We start from the raw sequence: 22,704 nt of genomic DNA, 5'->3' as shown, positions 1-22,704 counted from the left end.
CGTAGTCTTCGCAGTACGCGGCGTCGTACTGGAAGTCCCCGATCCCTAGGAACGCGTCAATCTCGTTGTTCTGCACGAGCCGGGTGATCGCCGCACCGTTCCGACCGGACGGGCTGTCAGGCGCATAGGTCTTGACGCCGTTCATGTCACCGACAGCGGCGATCCGAACATCAGCCGCAGGGGACCGTGGCGAAGCCGCCGGAGCGCTGGCGCAACCCGCGACAGAAACCGCCAGAAGGGCGGCGGTTGTGGTCACACTCCAGAAGGATCTGAGACGAGGGAGTGCTGACTGCATCCGATATCCCTTCGAGAAGCCGGACCGCAGGTCGGCTTCCGAGAGACAGCCAGGCGCAACGGCACCTTTGATGTTCCTCAGGCCTGGACTGGCTGTCAAGGGCGCGCGATGCTCTAAAAGATGCCCGCGTAGGTGCTATCGAACCACATGTTCTGAGGTCGTGATGGGCGCGCCAGCACATTAGGTGTGTGGCGTTAGCCGCTATTGAGGCCTGGATGAGCCAGGACGGCAGAGTAGCGGTTCGCTCCGGAGGTGGCGATCTGGTCGCCGACAGGGGCGCTGTCCAGGGCGGTGCGCCTGTTCACGGGAGTCCAGCCGGACCCGTTTGGCCAGTGGATGGTGCGCTGGCCCAGATGGAGGCGTCCTTCGTGGATGTCGGTCAGTTGCAGCTAGCGCAGTTGCCCGGATCCCAGTCCGTGAAAGGCCACGTGAGCTGCCGCGGGGATTTCACATTTTCACCACGGAATTCAAATTGGCGGGCACAGCTTTTTGGGAATCAATGAATTCATACTTGCTCACTACCGCTGCTCCCGCGCGAAGTAGGCGCTGGCTTTTTTCAAGAAGGCAGTCTCCGCCCGCAGCTTGGTCAACGCCGCCGGGGAACTTACGGCCCAGCCTTACAGCTACCGTGATGACCGCAGTCGCGCCGCCGTCGCGCCCGTCCACCAGAAACTGGACCCGGCCCGGCTCTACGGCACCACCGGCCTGCAGTTCCTGCAGTTCAACACCCTGTACCAACTGGCCTCCGAGCCGGACCTGGACGGTGTGCAGGCGCTGCTGATCCCGGACCTGATCGCGTTTCTGCTCACCGGAAATCGCCGCACGGAATCCACGAACGCCTCCACCACGGGTCTCTTTGATGCCGTCGCGGGGGAGTGGGCCACCGAGTTCTTCACCGCCCTGGCCTGCCCAGGAAGCTGTTCGCGCCGCTGATCGAGCCCGGCGAAACGATCGGCACCCTGCTGCCGGAGATTGCGTCCAGGGGGGACTGCCAACCGGCACCAAGGTGGTGGCCGTCGGCTCGCACGACACCGCCTCCGCCGTCGCCGCCGTCCCAGCTGAGGAAGAGAACTTCGCGTATATCTCCTCCAACACCTGGTCCCTGGTGGGGCTGGAACTGAATCGTCCGGTCCTGACTGAGGCCAGCCGGGAAGCGAACTTCACCAACGAGCGCGGCGTGGACGGCACCATCCGCTACCTGCGTAACATGGGCGGGCTCTGGCTGCTCAGCGAATGCCAGCGGACCTGGGCGGACGAAGGCTACACCCCGGAACTCACTGATCTGCTCGACGACGCAGCGGCACTGCCCCCGGGCGGCCCGCAGGTCAACCCGGACGATTCCACCGGCAAAAAAGTGGTGGCCGGGCCGGTGGAAGCGACCGCCGTCGGGAATGTCCTGGTCCAGGCCCGCGCCGCCGGGCACGTCAGCGGAGGGCTCACGGAACTACGCCGCCTGGTGGTGTCATCGCACGAGCTGCAGACGTTCATGCCGCAGCTCTCCCGCCTGTAACCACCAAGGACTTCGGATTTCCACGTGTGACGGCCGCGATTTTGCGGCCATCGCAGCCCGCGGTTATGGTTTGCCTATGACAAACCGTTGGTATGCGTATTTTTCGTTGGCTCTGGAGGAGCCCGCGTCTAACTGACACGCATCCATCTTCCTTCAGAGCCAACAGGGCAGAGATCATTCTCTGCCCTTCGCCATTTCTCCGGCGGGTTCTGATCTGGGCCCGCTTCCTATCTGGAACAGGACCCGAACATGAGCACCGCGACAGCCACTCCCTCAAAATCCACGTCCAATCTGCGCGTCAGCGAATTCACGCCGCTCCCCACGCCCCAGGAGCTCATCGCCGCGCTGCCTCTGGACGCCCGGGTGACGGACGTCGTCGAGCGTGGCCGCGACGAAGTCCGCGCCATCATGGACGGCGTGGACGACAGGCTGCTGGTCATCGTTGGCCCCTGCTCCATCCACGATCCCAAGGCAGGGCTGGAATACGCCCGCCGGCTGGTTAGCCAGGCACAGAAGCACCGTGACGACCTCCTGATCGTGATGCGCACCTACTTCGAAAAGCCCCGCACGACGGTGGGCTGGAAGGGCCTGATCAACGATCCGCGCCTGGACGGCAGCCACGACATGGTCACTGGGCTCCGGACCGCCAGGGAGTTCCTGCAGCAGGTCACCGCGCTGGGACTGCCCACCGCCACCGAATTCCTGGAACCCATCAGCCCCCAGTACATGGCGGACCTGATCTCCTGGGGAGCCATCGGGGCCCGCACCACCGAAAGCCAGATCCACCGCCAGCTTGCCTCCGGACTCTCCATGCCCATCGGATTCAAAAACGGGACCGACGGCGACCTCCAGGTCGCGCTCGACGCGTGCGGCGCTGCCGCTGCCGCGCAGGCTTTCCTGGGGATCGACGGCGACGGGCGGGCTGCGTTGGTGGCCACCGCCGGGAACCCGGACACGCACGTTATCCTCCGGGGTGGACGCAAGGGGCCCAACTACTCAGCGGCTGACGTCGAAAGCGCCTCCACCAAGCTCGCCGGCAAGGGGCTCAACCCCCGGCTGATCGTGGACGCCAGCCACGCCAACAGCGGCAAGAGCCACCACCGGCAGGCGGAAGTGGCACTGGAAATCGGCTCGCAGCTGGAGGACGGCGGCGAGGCGGCCCAAGCCATCGCGGGTGTCATGCTGGAGAGCTTCCTGGTGGGCGGTGCCCAGAACCTGGACGTCACCGAGCACGCGGCGGGCCGCGCGGAACTGGTCTACGGCCAGAGTGTCACGGACGCGTGCATGGATTGGGACGTATCCGTTTCGGTCCTCGATCAGCTCGCGGCGTCCGCCCGGAAGCGCCGCACCGCTTAGTGATTGCCCGGATGACTTTCACTACAGCCCCATGAACCTCTAGAGTATCTAACACATGGTTGGTGGATGGCTCAGCATCGGCACACCGCATATGAAACACAGCTGGGGTTACTGTCGTCATCCGTCAGCAAAGGAATAGGGAAATGTCCGCAGAACAGAACTTCTCGAACGCGAAGTTCCTGACCGTGGCCGAAGTGGCCGAGGTCATGCGCGTCTCCAAAATGACCGTTTATCGGCTGGTTCATTCCGGCGAAATGCCCGCGGTGCGTTTCGGTCGGTCTTACCGTGTGCCGGAGAACGCCGTCGAGCAGTACCTCAAGGGTGCTGTGGTGGACGGGCGCACCGAAACCGCCTGAGCATTACCTGCGGTCAGTGGGCATCGCCAAGAAGCGGTACCCTGTTAAGGAACGTTTTACGTCATTGTAAGAATCTGTCAGTTGTTTCAGTCTGTAGCTCTGTCCACGGACCAGTTCCATCAGACAGGTACTGCATCTAGTTTGTGAGGAACTTTCGTGGGTTCAGTTATTAAGAAGCGTCGCAAGCGTATGGCCAAGAAGAAGCACCGCAAGTTGCTTCGTAAGACCCGTCACCAGCGGCGTAATAAGAAGTAGAGATACTTCGACAAGCGTGAAATGCCCGCTGCCTCTCCGGCAGCGGGCATTTTTTGCGTCTAAGCGGTAACGTCCAGCCCAACTAGGTCGCCTCAGGTGACGCTAGGGGCCCCCATAAGGGACATGTACTGCTACCTAGATGCGGGTGCCGCGCATCCGGGAGTATCCGCGCCAGAGACCGTACACGGCGCCGCCGGCCGTTGCTGCCTTGAGCCCCAGGGTGGCGGCGCGGCGGCCGGAACGGAAATCGTAGACCGGCCAGTTGTTGTCCCGCGCGTGGCGGCGGAGCCTGGAATCGGGGTTGATGGCCACCGGGTGCCCCACCACTGTCAGCAGCGGGATGTCATTGTAGGAATCGCTGTAGGCCCAGCACCGTTTGAGGTCCAGGCCTTCGGCGTCGGCCAGTTCCCGGACAGCCACAGCCTTGGCTGCACCGTGCAGGATGTCACCCACCAGGCGTCCGGTGTATAAGCCGTCGGCAACCTCGCCTACCGTGCCCAAGGCTCCGGTCAGGCCCAGCCTGGTGGAAATGACCGCGGCGACCTCAATGGGGGTTGCGGTGACCAGCCAGACCCGCCGGCCCACGCGGAGGTGCTGCTGCGCCAGTGCCTTGGCGCCGGGCCAGATCCTGGACGCGATCATTTCGTCGTAGACCTCTTCACCCAAGGCCTTGACATCTTCCACTGTGATGCCCGCAGCGAGGGTGAGGGCGGAATCGCGGACAGCGTGGACGTCGTCCATGTTCTCGCCGCGCGCCACAAATTTGAACTGCTTCCACGCGAACCCCGCAGCCTGCGTCATGGTAAAGGCGCCGCGTTGGTACATCTTGCGGGCAACATGGAAAAGGCTGGCGCCCCTCATCAGGGTGTTGTCGACGTCGAAGAAGGCGGCTTCGCCGGTCTGCATCAACGCATCCGGCTGGGTCACCACAGCGACGTACTTCTCCTCGGGCATGTCCACGAGTCTAGTCAATACTCGGTGACCAAGATTTCAGTGCCAGTGCCAGTGCCAGTGCCCGCCCCTCCGCGTGCCCCGCCGTCGGCCCTGCCCACTGCCCCGAAGGGCGTTACGGTTAATGCATGGCAAAACCCGAGGTAGTCCTCATCACCAAAGCAGACTGTCACCTGTGCGCAGCGGCGCGCGACGCCGTCGGACGCGTTACTGCCTTGCTGGGACTTGGGTGGACGGAACAGCTGGTGGACGAACTGCCGGAACTGCGTGAGCGGTACGCGGAGGAAATCCCCGTGGTCCTGGTGGATGGAATCCAGCGCGATTTCTGGAAGATCGACGAAGCCCGGCTGGAGCGCGTCCTCCAACGCGCCATGGCCCAATAGGAAAGCGGCCTCGCAAAATGACACCGGCTTTGTTGGCACCAGCGGCGGGGCTCTAGAGTGGAGTCACGACGCGATGGGATGGAGGGGATAGTGACTTCGCTGGATTCATCTCCCCAGGCTGTCCAAGGTGCAGAGAATAACCACGGGACACCGCCTGGCCACGGCACAGAGGCCGCCAAGCAGATACCGCCCGCGGCAGTGGCCCGGTTGACCATCTACCTGCGCGCCCTTAACGCGCTGCTGTCCGACAGCGTCGAACGGGTATCCTCGGAATCCCTGGCGGAAGCTTCGGGCGTGAGCTCGTCAACTCTGCGCAAGGACCTCTCCTACGTGGGTTCCTACGGCACGCGCGGCGTGGGCTACGAAGTGCAGTACCTGAGCCGCCACATCTCCGCGGCCCTGGGGCTGACCCATGACTGGAAGGTCGCCATTGTTGGCGCGGGTAACCTGGGCAAAGCCCTGGCCCGCTACGGCGGCTTCGAGTCCCGCGGCTTTGACGTGGTGGCAATTTTCGACGCCGACCAGATGGTGGTGGGCAATGAGGTGGGCTGGCTGCGGGTCAGCGACGCCGCGGACATGGAGGCGGTGCTGCAGCGGACGGGCGCCAACATGGTGGTCCTGGCGCTTCCGGCCGCCGTGGCGCAGGCCGTGTGCAACCGCGTGGTGGCGGCCGGCGTCCACAGCATCCTGAGCTTCGCCCCCGTTATGCTGCAGGTCCCCGAGGGCGTCAACCTCCGCAAGGTGGACATGGCCACCGAACTGCAGATCCTCGCCTACCACGCCCAACGGGCGCAGACCCCGGACCCGACCGCCTAGTTCTTCGGCGGATGGTGGGGTCCACGCCCGTTAGGGTGTGGACTCGACTCGTTGGTACTACTGGCCGTAGGGGTTGCCAGGCGTGGTGCCCGGGGCGCCGTACGGGCTGCCGAACGCCTGCTGCTTGCGGAAGTAGGGTGCCGCCGCCGGCAGGTAGAGCAGCACGATGGCCGCGATCCCCGCGAGCGTTCCCAGGGTTCCGAAGCTCGGTACGCCAAAGAGGCTGACAACGGACAGCGCCGCGAAAACGGTGCCCAGGATCCGGGCCCAGTTCTTGCCCTTGCGGACGAAGAACGCCACCAGTGCGTACAAGCCAGCACCGATGATCGCCAGGACTACGAGCGATCCGGCGAGGACACCCTTGAAGTCGTCGAACGCGAATTCCGTACCAGTAGCGCCGCCGCTGCGCATGGCCTCTTCGAAGGCATTGCGCATCGCCGGGTCGTCCAGCATGCCGATGCCCATGAGCAGGCTGATCACAAATACCACACCCGAGGCAATCAGCAGCCAGAACGAGATATTGACCAACTGGGGAACCCCGTTGGATCCCGTGGCCTGCGGCTGCTCAGAGGGAAACTGGGCGTAGGGGGACTGTCCGTACGGCTGCTGGCCATAGGGCGGAGGTGTGGGCTGGCCGAACTGCGGCGGGTTGTTCTGCCCAAACTGCGGGGCGTTCTGCCCGTACTGAGGCGCCGGGGGAGTCTGCTGGCCATACTGCGGGGCGTTCTGCCCATACTGTGGCGCCGGTGGCGTTGGCTGCCCGAACTGCGGGCTGTTCTCGCCGTATCGGGGCGCTGGCGGCTGGTTGCCGGGTTCGGGCTCGTTCGGGACGGGAGGCGGGACAGGCGTGCTCATGAGGGTCCTTTGCAGGTCGGATGTCAGTTCGGCTGCTGGGTGCAGTCCAACTGGCCTGCCCCCAGTACGGCTTACTTCCCACCGTACCCCCGGCGCGTGCCGCGGGGGATCATTCCGGAGAGGTATTCCCGCAGAACTCAGCCCGGATCGTTCAAGACCCTGTTTCCAGGGGACACCGTGCACGCGCGGCTGTCTATTCGCGGCCGTAAATGCCTGTAAAGGCCCGGCCAGCCGGGGGCGACGCGTCTACGCGCGGCCCTTGACGGCGTTAAACCAGGCCTGCGAGTTCGGCAGCCACATCAGGACGGTTGCCGCGGCGCTGATGAGGAAGCCCAGCCAGTTGTTGCCGATGCCCCCGCCACTGTCACCACCCACGCTGCCGCCGAGAACTGCGAGCACCAGCGAAACGCCGGCCACGATGGTGAGCGCAAGGCGGGCCCACTCCTTGCCCTCTTTCATTTTCAGCACCAGGACTATCTGGGCCGCGGCCAAGGCCAGCGCCACCAGCACCAAAACGAGGACCACCGCAGCCAATGCGGGTGCCACGGCGAACAATGCCAAGGTGGCAAGCATTCCGAAGAGGCCGCCCAGTACACCCAGCATGCCGCCGATGAGCCAGATCCAGTACGAGACCTTGAGCTCTGTGGGCAGCCCGGTCACGCTGAACATGCCGGAGAACCCGCCCTTGGGCATCACGTCGGTGAAGTTGTGGGGGCCGTCGGTGGGCATCGCAAATTGGAAGCCGCCCGGCTGGCCTGGCTGCGGGTAAGCCTGGCCCGGCTGCGGGTTACCCGGAGGCGGCTGGTAGCCGGCGGGAGGAACGGGGCCGGCGGCAGGAGGAATGGCAGGCGGCTGGGGCTGCTGGGGCTGCGGTACTTCACTGTTGCTCATGGGTCTCACTGTAGACCGCGGGTCCGCCCGTATCTAGGGGATAAAACAAAGCACCCCGGCCGCCAGATTCCGGGGAAACATGGCGGCCGGGGTGCCTCAGGAAGAAAAAATTATGCTGCGGGTGCGATGAACGCGAGCTCCAGGTTGATGGCAACCTTGTCGCTGACCAGCACGCCGCCGGCTTCCAGCACAGCGTTCCAGGTCAGGCCGAAGTCCTTGCGGCTGATGGTGGTTTCAGCGGAGACGCCGGCGCGGGTCATGCCGAACGGATCCACGGCCACGCCGTTGAACTCGGTCTCGAGGGAAACGGGGCGGGTGACGCCCTTGATGGTGAGGTCCCCGGTCAGCTCGTAGCTGTTGCCCTTGGCCACGAGGCCGTTGGAGACGAAGGAGATTTCCGGGAAGGTCTCGACGTCGAAGAAGTCTTCGCCCCGGACATGGCCGTCACGGTTGACATCGCCGGAGTCGAAGCTGGCGGTCTGGATGGTGGCGCTGATCTTGGAATCGGCCACGTTGTCGGCGAGGTCCAGCGTTGCCACGGCATCCTTGAACTGGCCACGGACCTTGCTGATGCCGGCGTGCCGAACGGTGAAGGCGATCTCGCTGTGCGAGTTGTCGAGGGTCCAGGCTCCGGTGGTGACGTCTGCGGGAAGAGTCATGGTGTTTCTCCTTGGGTTTGTCGGGTGGTACTTCCGGGTAGCTTGACGCTTCATTTATTGAATCCTCAACTATCCGCTGCATCCAGTATAAACATGCATTTGCATGTTTTGTTCCCCGTTCCGGAACATTTTTCCGAAAGTTTGAGTTCTACTGGATGTAGAAGATTTCGGATAGCACGCCATCTTTGAGAAACTGGTAAACATGCCCCAATCCACAGTCCATCTGCTCCGCCACGGCGAGGTCCACAACCCTGACCGCGTTCTGTACGGCAGGCTGCCTGAATTCCACCTCTCCGAGCTGGGCCGGGAAATGGCGCAGATGCTCGCCGACCACTTCGCCGAGCGCGCCGCACGCGGAGCCAGGATCGTCTACCTCGCGGCGTCGCCGCTGGTCAGGGCGCAGGAAACGGCGGCTCCCACGGCTGAGGCGCTTGGTCTGGAAATCCACACGGACGGCCGCATCATCGAAGCAGAAAACTACTTCCAGGGCATGAAGGTCACCAAGGCTGAGCTCGGGAAGCCCAAACACTGGCCCCACCTGATCAACCCGTTCCGGCCGTCCTGGGGCGAACCGTACAAGGCGCAGGCCGCGCGCGTCAGGTCAGCTGTTGAGGACGCCCGGCTCCGAGCCATCGAGCTGGCCGCCGGGGACTACGGTGCCGACGGCCCGGAAGCCATCATGGTCAGCCACCAGCTCCCCATCTGGGCCACCCGACTCAGTGCGGAGAACAAGCCCCTGTGGCATGACCCGCGCAAACGCGAGTGCACGCTGACGTCCATCACCTCCCTGGTGTTCGACGACGACGGCTCGCTCCAGCGCGTTGAGTACAGCGAGCCCGCTGCCGCACTCCTCCCTGGTGCCGCCAGCACCCCCGGAGCCTGACATGACTGACCCCCGCACAACATCCCCTGCTATCTCAGGCACAGCATCCCGCCGTGCCGTACTCGCTGCCGGCGGCGCCGCCCTGACCGCCCTGACCCTGGGCCTGTCCGCCTGCGCGCAGGAGGACGCCCTCGCCAAGCAGGCAAGAGCCGGCGACAACAAGAACTACGTTGCCGGAGACGGCTCGGTGACTGAGTTCACCGCGGCGGACCGCAAGGCCGCCGTCGCCATTAACGGCACTTTGTTCAACGGCACCCAGGTAGCCCCAGCGGACTTCCAGGGCAAAGTCACGGTCCTGAACTTCTGGTTCGCCGCCTGCGCACCTTGCCGGGTGGAAGCACCCATCCTGGAAGAGCTGCACCAAGACTTCAAGGACCAGGGTGTGCAGTTCTTCGGTGTCAACCTCCGCGACGAAAAAGGCACCGCAGAGGCCTTCGACAAGACCTTCAACCTGACCTACCCCAGCTTCGACGACAAGAACGGCGGCGTGCTCCTGGCCGTCTCCGGTCTCGTCCCGCCGGGAGCGGTCCCCACAACGCTGGTCCTGGACAAGCAGGGCCGCGTCGCCTCGCGCGTGCTGGGCGAAATCCAGAAGGGCACCCTCAAAGCCCTCATCACCGCCGCCGTGGCAGAGTAGCTGCGGCCCCGGACCGTGAACAGCCCCTTCGCCGAAACAATCCTGAACGGCTCGCTCCTGCTTGCCATCCCGGTGGCGCTGCTCGCCGGCCTGGTGTCCTTCCTGTCGCCATGCGTGCTTCCCCTCGTGCCCGGCTACCTGGGCTACGTCACCGGCCTGAGCGGCGTGGACCTGCAGAAGCAGAAGCGCGGCCGGATGTTCGCGGGCATTGGGCTTTTTGTGCTGGGGTTCTCCGTGATTTTTGTCCTGCTGGGCGGTGCCTTTGGGCAGCTGGGCACCCTGATCACCGGCTCACAGAATGCCTGGATCACCCAACTGCTGGGTGTCCTGGTGATTCTTATGGGCGTGGTGTTTATGGGCGGTTTCGGCTGGCTGCAGCGTGATGCGAAGATCCACGCCAAGCCACCGGCCGGCCTGTGGGGCGCGCCGTTGCTGGGCCTCACGTTCGGCCTGGGCTGGGCCCCGTGCATCGGCCCCACCTATTCCGCTGTCCAGCTCCTGAGCCTGTCCGGCGGTTCCTCCGCCGCTAAGGGTGCCTTCCTGGCATTCGTCTACAGCCTGGGCCTGGGCATCCCGTTCCTGCTGATCGCCCTGGCGGTGCGACGCGGCATGGGCGTGATGTCCTTCTTCCGCAAGCACCGCCTGGCCATCCAGCGAACCGGCGGCGGGATCCTGGTGGTGCTGGGCCTGCTGATGGCCAGCGGCGTCTGGGGCGCCTGGGTCACCGAGCTGCAGTACTGGTTTCAAACCGATGTGAAGTTGCCGATCTGATGAGCGAGCGCGTGAAAGCTAAGAAAAAGTCCTCGGCACCCGTTGCCACCGCCAAAACTGAGGCGGCGCTGCCTGTCCTGGGGCCGGTGGAGATGCTGCGTTGGGCCTGGACCCAGCTGACCAGCATGCGCACGGCGCTGTTCCTGCTGCTGCTCCTGGCCGTTGCCGCCGTGCCCGGCTCGCTGTTCCCGCAGCGCCCGGCGAACCCGTCCATCGTGACGCAGTACATCAAGGACAACCAGGACTACGGGAAGCTGCTGGACACCCTGCAGCTCTACGACGTCTACTCCTCGGCCTGGTTCTCGGCCATCTACATCCTGCTGTTCATCTCGCTGATCGGATGCGTGGTCCCGCGCGCCATCGCCCATTACAAGGCCATGCGCTCCCAGCCGCCGCGGACCCCCAAACGTCTCTCCCGCCTCCCCGAGTACGGCACACTGGTGCTTACCGCCGACGCCGGCCTCCCGGCGTCGGACGCCATCCGCAGCGCCGCACGGGTGCTGAAGAAGCGCGGCTATCGCGTTGAGGTGAGGGACGACGACGGCGCGCGGCCGTCTTTGGGAGCCGAGCGCGGCTTTGCCAAGGAGGTGGGGAACCTGGTGTTCCACACCTCGCTGATCGGCGTGCTGGTTTCCGTGGCCGTCGGCGGCCTGTTCGGCTACAGCGGCCAGCGCATCCTGGTGGAGGGTGACACCTTTGTGAACACCCTTGTGGGCTACGACCAGTTCACGCCCGGTACCAACTTCCAATCCAGCCAGCTGCAGCCGTACTCCATCCAGCTGGACAAATTCGACGTCACGTTCGACCGCGAATCCCCGGGCAAGATCGGTCAGCCGATCGACTTCAACGCCGAAGTCACCACCCGGGAAACCCCGGACTCGCCCGCCAAGCAGGAAATCCTGAAGGTCAACGAGCCCGTGAACCTGGGCGGCACCAGCATCTACCTCACCGGCAACGGCTACGCGCCCGTGGTGACCATCCGCGACGGCGCCGGCAACGTGGCCATGCAGGGTCCCGTGGTGGCCAAGCTTCAGGGTGACAACTACTACTCGTCCCTGGTAATCAAGGTCCCTGACGCACGGCCCGAACAGCTGGGCTTCGTGGGGTTCTTCCTGCCCACGGCGTTTATCACGGACGAGGGCGTGTCCTTCAGCGGCGATCCGGACCTGTTCAACCCGCAGCTGACCCTGAACTCATACTTCGGGGACCTTGGCCTGGACACCGGCTCGCCGCAGAACGTCTTTGAGCTCGATGTCGGTGACCTCACGCCGCTGAACGCCCGCAACCTGGATGCCGGCGGCATCACCCTGGCTCCGGGTGGCACCTATACCCTTCCGGACGGCAAGGGCAGTATCAGCTTTGACAGCGTGAAGCGGTACGTGGGTGTGGACATCCATCACAACCCGGGCCAGCTTTACGCCCTTACTTTCGCGTTGCTGGCCGTGGGCGGCCTGATCGTCTCGCTCTATGTGAACCGGCGCCGCGTCTGGGTGCGGACCGGAACCCACGAGGACGGCCGGACCATGGTGGAGTATGGCCTGCTTGCCCGTGGCGAGGATCACCGGCTCGCCGCAGAGGCGGCTGTCATCAGGAAGCTGCTGTCCGAAGAGTGGCAGCTTGCGGATTCCGATTCCGGAGAATCTGCTGAGGATTCCGATTCCAGCGTCACCCAGCAAACTCCCAGCCGCCAGGGCGATAATGGCGCAGACTCTGTCACCACCCCAGCTGGCCCCACCGGGCCGAAAAAGGACCAGTAATGCCGTTCGCCATCAACGAAACCATGGGCCAGTACAGCGAGCTGTTTATGCTGCTCGCCGCCGGTACGTACACCGTGGCCTTCATCGCCTTCGCCTGGGACCTCGCGAAGAGCAGCAGGGTGCTGCGCGCCGTTGACCTGAAAGCGGCCGAGGCTGCCGGGACCAAGGTGCCCGCGATGGCCGGCGCTTCTGCTGGCTCAGCCGCGGCTGTGGACAGGGTCGCAGCGGACAGGGTGGACTCGCACCTGGCCGGACCGGTGGGACGGGCCGAACGGCCGTCGTCGTCCGTTGCCAAGCGGGGCGGCGACGCTTCCGGGGCAGGGCAGACCGCCGACGCCGATATGCGCTACGCCGCGGAACGGCGCGTTCCGGCGCGCGTTGCTGTTGCCCTCACCGTTCTCGGCGTGCTGATCCATGCCGCCGGCGTCATCACGCGCGCCCTGGGTGCGGGCCGGGTGCCGTGGGGCAACATGTACGAGTTCCTGACCACGGGCGCTTTTGTGGCCGTGGCCGTGTTCCTGCTGGTACTGATCCGCCGTGACCTGCGGTTCCTCGGCACGTTTGTGGTGGGCCTGGCCATCATCATGCTGGTGGCCGCCTCGGTGGCCTACTGGACCCCCGTGGGCCACCTGGTTCCGGCGCTGCAGAGCTACTGGCTGATCATCCATGTCTCCATCGCGGTGCTCTCCTCCGCGCTCTTCACCCTCACGTTTGCCATGTCCGCCCTGCAGCTGGTCCAGTCCCACCGGCAAAAGACGGTGGCTGCCGGCGGTGCCGACAAACTTGGTTTTATGCGGCTGGTCCCCTCGGCACTAAGCCTGGAAAACCTGTCCTACCGGATCAACGCCATCGCCTTCATCGGCTGGACCTTCACCCTTATGTTCGGTGCCATCTGGGCCGAAAAAGCCTGGGGCCGGTTCTGGGGCTGGGACACCAAGGAAGTCTGGACATTTGTGATCTGGGTGGTTTACGCAGGCTACCTCCACGCCCGCGCCACGCGTGGCTGGACCGGCACCCGCGCCGCCTGGCTGTCGATCGTGGGCTACCTGTGCGTTGTCTTCAACTTCACCATCGTGAACCAATTCTTTAATGGCCTGCATTCCTACTCGGGCCTCTGAGCAGGGGTTTCTCCGGCGAACCGCTTCAGCCCGCACCTAATACGCCAATCGATGTATGAATAAGGGTGTTGCCCCGCAGACGGGGATGCTACCTTGGTGGGAGTTGTCCGTGATGAAGCTCGCAGACAACTAGCTGCCTTTTTGCCGAGGTGCCCATGAGCTATGTTCTCGCCGTTGATGTCGGGACCAGTTTCACCGCCGCCGCCATAGTCCGAATTGATCACGATGCTTCGCGTGTGCCGGAGACCTTGCCGCTGGGGCTCCGCGGAACGGCTGTTCCTTCTGTGGTCTACTACCCCGAGGAAGGCCCCATCCTGGTGGGGGAAGCGGCCGAACGCCGCGGCCTTGACTCTCCGGAGCGGGTGGTGCGGGAGTTCAAAAGGCGGGTCGGAGACGACATCCCCATTGCGGTAGGCACGCTGTCCCTTCCCGCTGAGGAAATCTTCGCCACCATGGCGCGCTGGGTCGCAGACCGGGCTGAAGGGCGCGAGGGCGCGCCGCCGTCGGACATCATCCTTTCCTACCCGGCCTCCTGGGGCGCGCACCGGACGGAGCTTATCCGCGAGGCCCTCGCGGCCAAGGGCCTCGCCAACGTCACCCTGATCAGCGAGCCGGAAGCGGCGGCGCTGCACTACGCCGCACAGGTGCGGGTGGAGGATGGCAGTACCATCGCCGTCTACGACCTCGGTGGCGGCACCTTCGACACCGCAGTCCTGAAGAAAGCGGACGCCGGCCACTTTGAATTACTGGGCCGTCCCGAAGGGATCGAGGGGCTGGGCGGCGCCGACTTCGACGCGGCCGTCCTGCGGTATGTTGCCGACCACGCCGGGCAGGGCCTGGCCAATCTTGACCCGTCGGCGCCAGGCGCGCTGGCAGCCTTGGCGCGCCTGCGGCGGGAGTGTGTGGAAGCCAAGGAGGCGCTGTCCGCGGACATCGAGGCCAGCATTTCGGTGCTGCTGCCGGGGATCCAGCAGCAGGTGCGGCTGGTCCGGTCCGAATTCGAGGCGATGATCAGCGAGCCCATCCGGGAGACAGTGGACGCCCTGGAGCGTTCGCTGCAGGACCTTGGGCTCACCCCGGCTGACCTGTCCGCGGTGCTTCTCATCGGCGGCTCGTCGCGGATTCCGCTGGTGGCGCAGCTGATTTCGGAGCAGCTGGACCGGCCCATCGCCGTGGACGCCGATCCCAAGTCATCCATCTGCCTCGGCGCCGCCGTTGCCGCCCTCCGCGGGCAGCCGGAGGTGACCGCGCAGCCCGCCGCCTTGACCGCACAGCCACCCTCCGCCGTCGTCCTCACGCAGGCTGACGGGCATCCTGGAGCTGCCGGCCGACGAGCCAGCTGGTCCCGGCATGCCGACGCCGGTGCCCATGCCGCCGGTGCCCATGCCGCCGGTGCACACGCCGCCGGGCGCAAGGGCGGAGCGCATGCCCCCCGTCCGTCCGTGCGGCTCACCGCCGTGGCAGCGGTGGCGGCTCTCTTCAGCGGGCTCACAGCGACGGCAGCCCAGAGCCCGGACGGACTCGGCAGCCTCACGGCGATGTTCGTCCCGCAGGATGCAGATGCGGCGAAGGACACCGCACGCGGTATCGACGCAGCCGCTGTCCAAGGCGGACCCGGCGCCGGTGGCCCCGCGGCAGGAGCCAGCGCAGCGCAGGTCCCGGTACGGGGGATTGAAGCCAGCGCCAAGCCGAAAGACAGCGGTGCGGCGACCAGTTCCGCGGGACTGGACATTGCTGCCTCGCCCACCAGCAGGCCACCTACCGAAGCAGGCCAACCAGCCGCCGGCGAGGCCGCTGCCGGTACGGGCACCTCCGGTGAGCCTGCACAGGGTTCCGGAGGCTCCACCCCGGGTCCGGTGACCAACCCGACGACGGACCCGGGCACGTTGCCCGTCGATCCTGTACCCGATCCGGCCCCTGATCCTACGACTGGCCCCGCTCCGGATCCCACGACTGACCCGCTTCCTGATCCCACGACGGATCCTGCACCGGATCCGACCACCGACCCTGCTCCGGATCCGACGACGGATCCTGCGCCGGACCCGACCACCGGCCCCGCTCCGGATCCGACGACGGATCCTGCACCGGATCCGACGACGGATCCTGCACCGGACCCAACCACCGACCCGGCCCCCGCGCCGACGACGGACCCTGCTCCGGCGCCTGAGCCGTTCGCGGAACCGTCACCCACCATGGATCCCGTTCCAACCACCGAGCCGGCGGTCTGAGGCATGGCGGCCGATCCTACTCAGCCCGAACGGAACCTGCCCGAGGCAGTTACGTCGGCGTCCGGCGGAGCCAGCCACATGGTACTGCAGCTGCGGGGCGAGAACGCGGCAGTCCGGGAACTCCTGCTGGCGTTGTCCGTGGGGTTCACCCTGCCCGGTCCGCTGCCCGCGGAGCTGGCGCACAAGCTGGAAAGTCCTGACAGTCCGGGTCTGGACGCGGTGGTCCAGCGTGCCGAGTCCTCGGGCCTGCTGCTTGCCGACGGGACAGTCGCCGGCCCGGCGCAGCACGCGCTCCTGAACGGCACGCCCACGGCCCGGGTGCATGCATTGCAGCGGCAACTCGTCGGTTTTGTATCGGCCGGGGGCCGGCCCCTCGGCGACCTTGCCCGCGAACTGGCAAGGGGCGGGCTGGCCGACCCGAGGGTCGCCGCCGAACTCGAAGCCGCAGCGGACAAAGCGCTGCAGCACGACCCCGGTCTGGCTGCCGAGTTGTACAGCGAAGCGCTGCTGGCAGGGGCGGACGAACTGCGTACCGCTGCCCGCCGCGCCCAGGCCGCAGCCGCAGTGGGCGACCTCGACGCCGCCGGCCGAATTATTGACGGTCTCCTGGTGAGCTCCGATCCGCCGGATGTCAGGCTGGGCGTGGATGTTGCCGCTTCCGTCTGGGCCCAGCGCGGGTTGTTGGTCCGCAGCGCCGACCTCTATGCCTGGCTTGGTCCGGCGAACATGGGCCGGTCCGCACCGCTTGCGGCGGTGGCCATGATCGGCAGCGGCAACCGGATGGGTGCGGAAGAGGCCTTTCCCGCCGGGTCGGCACCGGTGTCGCCCACCCTGCTGGCGGTGGCGCTTTCGCAAACGGGCAAGGGCGTGATGGAGTCGATGGAGCGGGATCCACACAAGGGCCTTCCCCTGCTGATCCATGCTTCTGACATGCTCAACGCGTCCGGTTCGGCGCTGCCCCTTCCGGACACCCCTGGAGCGTTGGCCGCGTTGCTGGCCCTCCACAGCGGTGAACCTCACGTAGCGGACACCATCATCCGCTCCGCCGTCGCCGCGAGGCAGGGCGGTGACGCCGCCAGGCCACGGCTCCACCTCTTGCAGGCGTGGTCGGCCATGCAGCGGGACGATGCTGACGAAGCACGGCTGGCCATCAACGAAGCCTCCAAAGCCAACCACTGGCCGCTGGTGCCCAGGGATGAGTTCCTGTGCGCGGCCCTGGAAGTGGGCCTTGCGCGGCGCAGCGGCGACGTCCATGACCTGGTGATGGCCTGGGAGCGCGCCCGCGAAGCGATGCTGCACACTGCCGTCGACCTTTTCAGCCTGCTGTCGTGGGGCGAACTGATGATTGCTGCCGCCCGGTTGCGGGAGACACGGCGCGTCGCGCATTATCTGGATGAAGCGTGGGCCCTGCTGACCAAGCTGGGGGAGCCGCCCCTCTGGGCCGTTCCGCTTCACTGGGCGGCGGTCCAGGCTGCCCTGCTGAACAAGAGCCCGGCCGACCTTGCCCCGCATGCAGCAGCGCTGGTGCGGGCCGCGGACTACAGCCATCTGGCCGCTGTGCTCGCCGCCGCCGGCAAGGCCTGGGTCAGCGTCTTGGCCGGCCGGTTCCAGGCGACGGATGTGGAGAACGCTGCCCGGGGACTGAAAATGGTGGGCATGCCGTGGGAAGGGGCCCGGCTGGCAGGACATGCGGCCGCGCAGGCAGAAGAGCGCAGGGACATGGTGCGGCTCCTTGCCTGCGCCAGAGACCTCCACCCGCAGGGCGGACCCACCGGGCCACCCGCCGGCCTGTCACAGGAAGTGCGCCGCAGCATCGCCGAGAACAACCATGGCGCGCATCCTGACGCCTCGGGGCTCAGCGAACGCGAAAAGGAAGTGGCGCGGTTGGTCCTGGAAGGGAAGACCTACCGGGAAATCGGCGAAGCCATCTACATTTCCCCCCGCACCGCTGAACATCACATTGCCAGGATGCGGCGGAGGCTTGGGGCCGAAAACCGCTCCGATCTGCTGGTGCGTCTGAGGCTGGCGCTAAGTGCAGATCATCCGGGCCCGGACTGAGCCCCTACTGCCCCTAGCCACGAAATAGGCAAACCCCTAATGCGGGGCATCAGGGTACGGGGACACAACCCGATGCCCGGCCCTTACGAAGGACCTTAAGTTTGATTTAAGCCCGGCACCGAGGCCTGGCGATCCACAACTCAGAGAAGATTTGAGGACCATCCAATGCCTACACTCGCAAACCAGCTCGTCCAGTTCCTGATGGGCCTGTTCAACAACCCCGCCGCTGCCCAGGAGTTTCTGAACAATCCGGAGCAATCACTCGAGGATGCCGGCCTGGGCGAAGTCTGCGCCGCCGATGTTGACGCCGCTATGCCGGTTGTCCTGGACTACGCACCCATCACTGTCAACGCTTCTTCCTTCGACCGGGAGTACAACACCGGCGGGAACACCTCGTGGACCGGCGGCAACGGCGGCGCCGGCCACACCCCGCCTCCTGCAGGCGGCGGCGCAGGCCACACCCCGCCACCGGCGGGGCACGACCACCATGACGACCACGCCCACGCCGTCCAGCAGCTGCACCACGTGGTGAACAACTACTCCTACACCTCAACGGTGGATGACCGGGACACGATCACGGACCAGTCGGTCAACCAGAACATCTGGGCCGACGGCGACGTGAACCAGTGGTTCGACAACGAGGCTGTCATCGCATCCGGCGACCAGGCCCTGGCTGCCGGCGACGACAACAACGTCCGGGACTCCTACAACACCACCGACTCCTACAACACGGACAACACCACGGACAACTCCACGGACAACTCGATCACCGCCGGCGGCAACGTCAACATCGGCAACAGCCAGCTGGATGTGGACGATTCGTTCAACACCGACGTTGACGTTGACGTCGCTGATTCGTTCAACGACAACTCCGACAACTCGGATAACTCGGATAACTCCGACAATTCGGACAACTCCGTGGACAACTCGGTGGAGATCGAGGATTCCTTCCAGGACAACTCCGATAACTCGGATAACTCCGACAATTCGGACAACTCCACCAACACAGATGTTGCCGTGGAGATCGAGGATTCCTTCCAGGACAACTCCTCCGTGGACAACTCCACCAACACGGATGTGGCGATCGAGGATTCCTTCCAGGACAACTCCTCCGTGGACAACTCGACCAACACCGATGTTGCGGTTGACGTGGCGGACTCCTTCAACGACAACTCGCAGACCGAGACCACCGAGGTGGAGGTTGTTGATTCCTTCAACCCCGTTGATGTTGTGGTCGAGGACTCCTTCCAGGACAACTCGGACAACTCCACCAACACCGATCTGGACGTCGAAACAGACGTCGCAGTCGAGGATTCGACAATCGTGCTCTAGGCATCAGTTCCGGGTACCGGGAGCGCCCGGCAGGAGGCCACCAACCTCCTGCCGGGCTCTTCGCGGATTATCCCCCCGTCCCACCCGCACCCCAGCTGCAAAGGACAAATTATGGCTGAATCGCAACGACCGGGAGTCCCTGGACGGACGCCGGTACCGATGAACGCCGGCCAGCTGGCGTCGCTGGTGGAGCAGGGCATCGAGCTGGTGGGGACCGGGGACCGCGCGGACCTGCGGAAACGCCTGGACCAGACCCTGCGCCGGCTGAAGGATCCGAGTATCCGCGTGATCGTGGTGGGGGAGTTCAAGCAAGGCAAAAGCAAACTTATCAACGCCCTGGTTAACGCCCCGGTGTGCCCGGTCGACGACGACATCGCCACCTCGGTGCCCACCGTGGTCCGCCACGGGGACCCCGCGTCCGCCGCCATCCTGCTGCCCAAAGCCGGCACGGAGCCCGGCGACGAAGCCGCACTGGAGCGGCAGCCCATCAACATAGCCGACCTGGCGGCTTACGTTTCCGAGCGGGGCAACCCCGGAAACGTCAAGAAGCTGGTAGCGGCCGAGGTGTTCCTGCCCCGCAAGGTCCTGGCCGGCGGGCTGACGGTCATCGATTCCCCGGGTGTGGGGGGATTGGGCTCCTCGCACACCTTGACCACCCTCACAGCCTTGCCCACAGCGGACGCCATGCTGCTGGTTTCAGATGCCTCGCAGGAGTACACCGAGCCCGAACTGCGGTTCCTGCGCCAGGCCATGCGGATCACCCCGAGCGTTGCGGGCATCCTGTCCAAAACAGACCTGTATCCGGACTGGCGGCGCGTGGAGGCCATGGACCGGGCCCAGCTCGCGCAGGTGGCGCCGGACATTCCACTGTTCGCGGTTTCCTCAGACCTCCGGCTGGAGGCCGCCCGCCTGCAGGACAGCGAACTCAACGCCGAGTCAGGTTTCCCCGTGCTGATCGGCCACCTCCGGAATGAAATTGTGGGCAAGGCGGAACGGCTGCAACGGCGCTCCGCCAGCCAGGACCTGCTCTCCGTGACCGAGAACCTGCGCCTGTCCTTGCGGTCAGAGCTGGGAGCGCTTGAGGATCCTGAGGGGACGCCCCGGATGATTGCGGGGCTGGAGGAGGCGAAGACGCAGGCCGATGAGCTGCGCAAACGTTCCGCCCGATGGCAGATTACGCTCAACGACGGCATCGGCGACCTGATCGCGGACATGGAGTACGACCTCCGGGACCGTCTGCGGCGAATCCAGCGCGAGGCCGAGGCCGCTATTGACCAGGGCGACCCCGGCCCCACGTGGACCCAGTTTTCCGCGTGGCTAGAGGAGTGCGCCGCCGCCGCGATCTCGGACACGTTTGTGTGGACCAGCGAACGAGCGCAGTGGCTGGCCGCACAGGTCGCGGAGCATTTTTCCGAGGACGAAGTGGCCCTGCCGGTGCTCCACGTCTCGGACACCGGCGACGCGCTGGACCCGGTGGACAACATGCCAAGGCTCGACGACGGGCACGTGAACCCCCTGCAGAAGGTTCTGATCGGCATGCGCGGATCCTACGGCGGCGTGCTGATGTTCGGGCTCCTGACAGGAATTTTCGGTATGGCCCTGATCAATCCGCTGTCTGTGGGCGCGGGCCTGCTGCTGGGCCGCAAGGCGTACCGCGAGGACAAGGAAGCGCGGCTGAAGCGCCGGCAGGCCGAAGCCAAGGCGCTGGTCCGCCGCCAGTTGGACGATGTCACCTTCCAGGTGGGCAAGCAGCTCAAGGACCGGCTCCGGCTGGTGCAGCGCTCCACCCGGGACCATTTCACGGAAATCGCGGACGAACACCACCGTTCCTTGGCGGACTCGGTGTCCGCAGCCCAGAAGGCGGCCACCACGTACACGCTGGAAAAGGACATCCGCATCCGCGAGATCAAGGCGGAGCTCAAGAAGGTGGACGCCCTGCACCATGCGGCCGGTCTGGTGGCCGCCGAAGTGGCCCAGTCTCCTGCGTCGCAGTCTCCGGCCGGGCGCGGCACGGCGGTGGGAAACCCGGCGTCGGGAAGTCCGACGGCGGGCGGCCCGTCGGCGGGCGCGGCGCCGGCGGTTGCGGCGGCCAGATGAAGAAGTCCATCAGCGCGGGAGTGGCGGACCTGATCCAGGACGCCCTGCTTCTGTATGCGGACGACCCCGCTGCGGCTGCGGCGTTGGAGGCCTACGCCAGGCGGCTGTCCGAGCCCCTCAGGATCGCTGTGGCAGGCATGGTCAAGGCGGGAAAATCCACGCTGCTGAACGCCATCATCGGGGAGGAGATCGCCCCGACCGACACGGGGGAATGCACCAGGATTGTGACCTGGTACCGCTACGGGCACACGCCGCGGATCACGGCCTACCCCATTGCTGGTGATCCGCATATCCTGCCGCTGAAGCGCGTGGACGGCCGCCTGGTGTTTGTCCTGGGCAACGCCCGCGCCGAGGACGTGGAACGGCTGGTGGTGGAGTGGCCCTCGCCGGCCCTGCGCGAGCTCACCCTGATAGATACCCCGGGAATCGCCTCGTTGTCCGAAGACGTCTCTGCCAGGTCCACCGATTTCCTCATCCCCGTGGACGCGCCCTCCGAGGCTGATGCCATCATCTACCTGATGCGCCACATGCACGCCTCGGACCTGCGGTTCCTCGAATCCTTCAGGGATACCGAGGCGGGCAGGTCGGGAACCGTGAACGCCCTTGCCGTGCTGTCCCGGGCCGATGAAATCGGCGCGGGCCGCATTGATTCGCTTCTCTCCGCCGGTGAGATCGCCGATCGTTATCGACGGGACCACAGCTTGCGAAAGCTGGCCTTGGGGGTGGTCCCGGTGGCCGGGCTGTTGGCGCAGAGCGCACGCAGCATGCGCCAGTCGGACTTCGAGTCTTTGCAGGTCCTGGCCGGCATGGAGCGGTCCGCCCGGGAGCGGATGCTGCTCTCGGCGGACAGGTTCATCAGGGCCTCTGTCCCGGAAAGCCTGGGTGCCGAAGCCCGTGCCTCGCTCCTGGAGCGGTTCGGCCTGTTTGGGATCCGGCTGGGCGTGGTGCTGATCCGGAGTGGCTTCACGGAACCCACGCCACTGGCGCATGAACTGGCCCGGCGCAGCGGGCTGGACCCGTTGCTGCATCTTGTGGCCCGGCAGTTCCAGGCCCGCGGGGATGCCCTCAAAGCCCGCACTGCCTTGGTGGGAGTGGAAAGCCTGCTGCGCACCGCGCCCAGGGAAGGAGCCGGCCACCTGGCGGCAGCCTTGGAACGCCTTCAGGCCAATGCCCATGAGTTCCGTGAGCTCCGCCTGCTCGCCACGATCCGTACCACCGGTGTATCCCTCAACGATGAGTTGGCGGCGGAAGCCGAAAGGCTGCTCGGCGGCTGGGGAGCGGCGTCCGCCCTGAGGCTGGGGCTGGCTCCGGATGCCGGACCGGACGAAGTCCTGGCCGAAGCCCGCCGCTGCCTGAACCGGTGGCGGACGGTATCGGAAAACCCGTTGACGGACCGCTCAGCCGTGGAGGCCTGCCGCGTGGTGATGCGCAGCTGTGAGGGTGTCGTGGCTGAATGCTCGGCCCTGCAGCTGCACTCGCAGTCCGCCTGACGTCAG

Annotated in this window: 19 protein-coding genes and 2 pseudogenes; 16 read left to right on the top strand and 5 right to left on the bottom strand. The window is 65.7% G+C overall.

Going from position 1 to position 22,704, the window contains the following annotated elements:
* Window positions 1–256 (bottom strand): annotated as a pseudogene (locus tag ACZYZ4_RS15675) (hypothetical protein); the annotation flags it as partial.
* A gap of 621 nt (window positions 257–877) precedes the next feature.
* Here ACZYZ4_RS15675 and ACZYZ4_RS15670 point away from each other — a divergent pair.
* The 4 genes and pseudogenes from ACZYZ4_RS15670 to ACZYZ4_RS15655 all read left to right on the top strand — a co-directional run.
* Window positions 878–1,805: pseudogene (locus tag ACZYZ4_RS15670) on the top strand (FGGY family carbohydrate kinase); the annotation flags it as partial.
* A gap of 249 nt (window positions 1,806–2,054) precedes the next feature.
* Window positions 2,055–3,161, top strand: coding sequence for a 3-deoxy-7-phosphoheptulonate synthase (locus ACZYZ4_RS15665; RefSeq protein ID WP_463862357.1), 1,107 nt, complete (start codon window positions 2,055–2,057; stop codon window positions 3,159–3,161).
* A gap of 143 nt (window positions 3,162–3,304) precedes the next feature.
* Window positions 3,305–3,517, top strand: a complete 213-nt coding sequence (locus ACZYZ4_RS15660; protein WP_463862355.1) for a helix-turn-helix domain-containing protein — start codon at window positions 3,305–3,307, stop codon at window positions 3,515–3,517.
* A gap of 156 nt (window positions 3,518–3,673) precedes the next feature.
* Window positions 3,674–3,772 carry a 30S ribosomal protein bS22 gene (locus ACZYZ4_RS15655; protein ID WP_003792170.1) on the top strand — a complete coding sequence of 33 codons (99 nt, stop codon included), beginning with the start codon at window positions 3,674–3,676 and terminating at the stop codon, window positions 3,770–3,772.
* A gap of 135 nt (window positions 3,773–3,907) precedes the next feature.
* On the opposite strand, the gene ACZYZ4_RS15650 is transcribed toward ACZYZ4_RS15655, so the two are convergent.
* Window positions 3,908–4,726 carry an HAD family hydrolase gene (locus tag ACZYZ4_RS15650; protein ID WP_463862353.1) on the bottom strand — a complete coding sequence of 273 codons (819 nt, stop codon included), beginning with the start codon at window positions 4,724–4,726 and terminating at the stop codon, window positions 3,908–3,910.
* Between the two features lie 125 nt (window positions 4,727–4,851).
* Here ACZYZ4_RS15650 and ACZYZ4_RS15645 point away from each other — a divergent pair, with 125 nt between their 5' ends.
* A complete protein-coding gene (locus tag ACZYZ4_RS15645) occupies window positions 4,852–5,106 on the top strand; it encodes a glutaredoxin family protein (protein ID WP_463862351.1) in 255 nt (84 codons plus the stop codon).
* A gap of 90 nt (window positions 5,107–5,196) precedes the next feature.
* Entirely contained in the window at window positions 5,197–5,922 is a 726-nt protein-coding gene (locus tag ACZYZ4_RS15640; protein WP_463862349.1) for a redox-sensing transcriptional repressor Rex, read from the top strand.
* Between the two features lie 57 nt (window positions 5,923–5,979).
* Here the strand turns inward: ACZYZ4_RS15640 and ACZYZ4_RS15635 are convergent, their stop codons facing one another.
* The 3 genes from ACZYZ4_RS15635 to ACZYZ4_RS15625 form a co-directional block, all read right to left on the bottom strand.
* Window positions 5,980–6,777: an AI-2E family transporter gene (locus ACZYZ4_RS15635; RefSeq protein WP_463862347.1), complete on the bottom strand. Its 798-nt coding sequence runs from the start codon at window positions 6,775–6,777 to the stop codon at window positions 5,980–5,982.
* A 246-nt stretch (window positions 6,778–7,023) separates the two neighbouring features.
* Window positions 7,024–7,668, bottom strand: coding sequence for a hypothetical protein (locus ACZYZ4_RS15630; RefSeq protein ID WP_463862345.1), 645 nt, complete (start codon window positions 7,666–7,668; stop codon window positions 7,024–7,026).
* Between the two features lie 110 nt (window positions 7,669–7,778).
* A complete protein-coding gene (locus tag ACZYZ4_RS15625) occupies window positions 7,779–8,327 on the bottom strand; it encodes a YceI family protein (RefSeq protein WP_463862343.1) in 549 nt (182 codons plus the stop codon).
* 202 nt (window positions 8,328–8,529) lie between these two features.
* On the opposite strand from ACZYZ4_RS15625, the gene ACZYZ4_RS15620 reads away from it, so the two are divergent.
* From ACZYZ4_RS15620 to ACZYZ4_RS15575, 10 genes are all read left to right on the top strand, one after another.
* Window positions 8,530–9,210, top strand: a complete 681-nt coding sequence (locus tag ACZYZ4_RS15620) for a histidine phosphatase family protein (RefSeq protein WP_463862341.1) — start codon at window positions 8,530–8,532, stop codon at window positions 9,208–9,210.
* A gap of 1 nt (window position 9,211) precedes the next feature.
* Window positions 9,212–9,847 carry a TlpA family protein disulfide reductase gene (locus ACZYZ4_RS15615; RefSeq protein WP_463862339.1) on the top strand — a complete coding sequence of 212 codons (636 nt, stop codon included), beginning with the start codon at window positions 9,212–9,214 and terminating at the stop codon, window positions 9,845–9,847.
* A gap of 15 nt (window positions 9,848–9,862) precedes the next feature.
* Window positions 9,863–10,618, top strand: coding sequence for a cytochrome c biogenesis CcdA family protein (locus ACZYZ4_RS15610; RefSeq protein WP_463862337.1), 756 nt, complete (start codon window positions 9,863–9,865; stop codon window positions 10,616–10,618).
* On the top strand, window positions 10,618–12,375 hold the full coding sequence (gene resB / locus ACZYZ4_RS15605) for a cytochrome c biogenesis protein ResB (protein WP_463862335.1): 1,758 nt from the start codon (window positions 10,618–10,620) through the stop codon (window positions 12,373–12,375). The genes ACZYZ4_RS15610 and resB overlap by 1 nt, the downstream gene beginning before the upstream one ends.
* Window positions 12,375–13,493, top strand: a complete 1,119-nt coding sequence (gene ccsB, locus ACZYZ4_RS15600) for a c-type cytochrome biogenesis protein CcsB (RefSeq protein WP_463862333.1) — start codon at window positions 12,375–12,377, stop codon at window positions 13,491–13,493. Before resB ends, ccsB begins: the two co-directional genes overlap by 1 nt.
* Before the next feature lie 155 nt (window positions 13,494–13,648).
* Window positions 13,649–15,721, top strand: coding sequence for an Hsp70 family protein (locus ACZYZ4_RS15595; RefSeq protein ID WP_463862331.1), 2,073 nt, complete (start codon window positions 13,649–13,651; stop codon window positions 15,719–15,721).
* Window positions 15,722–15,724: 3 nt separating this feature from the next.
* Window positions 15,725–17,779 (top strand): LuxR C-terminal-related transcriptional regulator, encoded by a 2,055-nt coding sequence (locus ACZYZ4_RS15590; RefSeq protein ID WP_463862330.1) that lies wholly within the window; start codon window positions 15,725–15,727, stop codon window positions 17,777–17,779.
* A 165-nt stretch (window positions 17,780–17,944) separates the two neighbouring features.
* Window positions 17,945–19,111, top strand: coding sequence for an IniB N-terminal domain-containing protein (locus tag ACZYZ4_RS15585; RefSeq protein WP_463862328.1), 1,167 nt, complete (start codon window positions 17,945–17,947; stop codon window positions 19,109–19,111).
* Between the two features lie 159 nt (window positions 19,112–19,270).
* Window positions 19,271–21,208, top strand: a complete 1,938-nt coding sequence (locus ACZYZ4_RS15580; RefSeq protein WP_463862361.1) for a dynamin family protein — start codon at window positions 19,271–19,273, stop codon at window positions 21,206–21,208.
* Window positions 21,205–22,698, top strand: a complete 1,494-nt coding sequence (locus ACZYZ4_RS15575) for a dynamin family protein (protein WP_463862326.1) — start codon at window positions 21,205–21,207, stop codon at window positions 22,696–22,698. Before ACZYZ4_RS15580 ends, ACZYZ4_RS15575 begins: the two co-directional genes overlap by 4 nt.
* The last annotated feature ends 6 nt before the right edge of the window (window positions 22,699–22,704 follow it).

It is taken from the genome of Pseudarthrobacter adonitolis (genome assembly GCF_055412845.1).
The sequence above is the reverse complement of the archived record's forward strand: the minus strand, read 5'-3'. Positions and strand labels throughout refer to the sequence as shown.

Coding starts and splice junctions, on each gene's coding strand:
- ACZYZ4_RS15585 (WP_463862328.1), top strand. CDS start 17,945: ATGCCTACACTCGCAAACCAGCTCGTCCAGTTCCTGATGGGCCTGTTC.
- ACZYZ4_RS15590 (WP_463862330.1), top strand. CDS start 15,725: ATGGCGGCCGATCCTACTCAGCCCGAACGGAACCTGCCCGAGGCAGTT.
- ACZYZ4_RS15615 (WP_463862339.1), top strand. CDS start 9,212: ATGACTGACCCCCGCACAACATCCCCTGCTATCTCAGGCACAGCATCC.
- ccsB (WP_463862333.1), top strand. CDS start 12,375: ATGCCGTTCGCCATCAACGAAACCATGGGCCAGTACAGCGAGCTGTTT.
- ACZYZ4_RS15650 (WP_463862353.1), bottom strand. CDS start 4,726: ATGCCCGAGGAGAAGTACGTCGCTGTGGTGACCCAGCCGGATGCGTTG.
- ACZYZ4_RS15635 (WP_463862347.1), bottom strand. CDS start 6,777: ATGAGCACGCCTGTCCCGCCTCCCGTCCCGAACGAGCCCGAACCCGGC.
- resB (WP_463862335.1), top strand. CDS start 10,618: ATGAGCGAGCGCGTGAAAGCTAAGAAAAAGTCCTCGGCACCCGTTGCC.
- ACZYZ4_RS15660 (WP_463862355.1), top strand. CDS start 3,305: ATGTCCGCAGAACAGAACTTCTCGAACGCGAAGTTCCTGACCGTGGCC.
- ACZYZ4_RS15620 (WP_463862341.1), top strand. CDS start 8,530: ATGCCCCAATCCACAGTCCATCTGCTCCGCCACGGCGAGGTCCACAAC.
- ACZYZ4_RS15595 (WP_463862331.1), top strand. CDS start 13,649: ATGAGCTATGTTCTCGCCGTTGATGTCGGGACCAGTTTCACCGCCGCC.
- ACZYZ4_RS15625 (WP_463862343.1), bottom strand. CDS start 8,327: ATGACTCTTCCCGCAGACGTCACCACCGGAGCCTGGACCCTCGACAAC.
- ACZYZ4_RS15665 (WP_463862357.1), top strand. CDS start 2,055: ATGAGCACCGCGACAGCCACTCCCTCAAAATCCACGTCCAATCTGCGC.
- ACZYZ4_RS15575 (WP_463862326.1), top strand. CDS start 21,205: ATGAAGAAGTCCATCAGCGCGGGAGTGGCGGACCTGATCCAGGACGCC.
- ACZYZ4_RS15645 (WP_463862351.1), top strand. CDS start 4,852: ATGGCAAAACCCGAGGTAGTCCTCATCACCAAAGCAGACTGTCACCTG.
- ACZYZ4_RS15630 (WP_463862345.1), bottom strand. CDS start 7,668: ATGAGCAACAGTGAAGTACCGCAGCCCCAGCAGCCCCAGCCGCCTGCC.
- ACZYZ4_RS15580 (WP_463862361.1), top strand. CDS start 19,271: ATGAACGCCGGCCAGCTGGCGTCGCTGGTGGAGCAGGGCATCGAGCTG.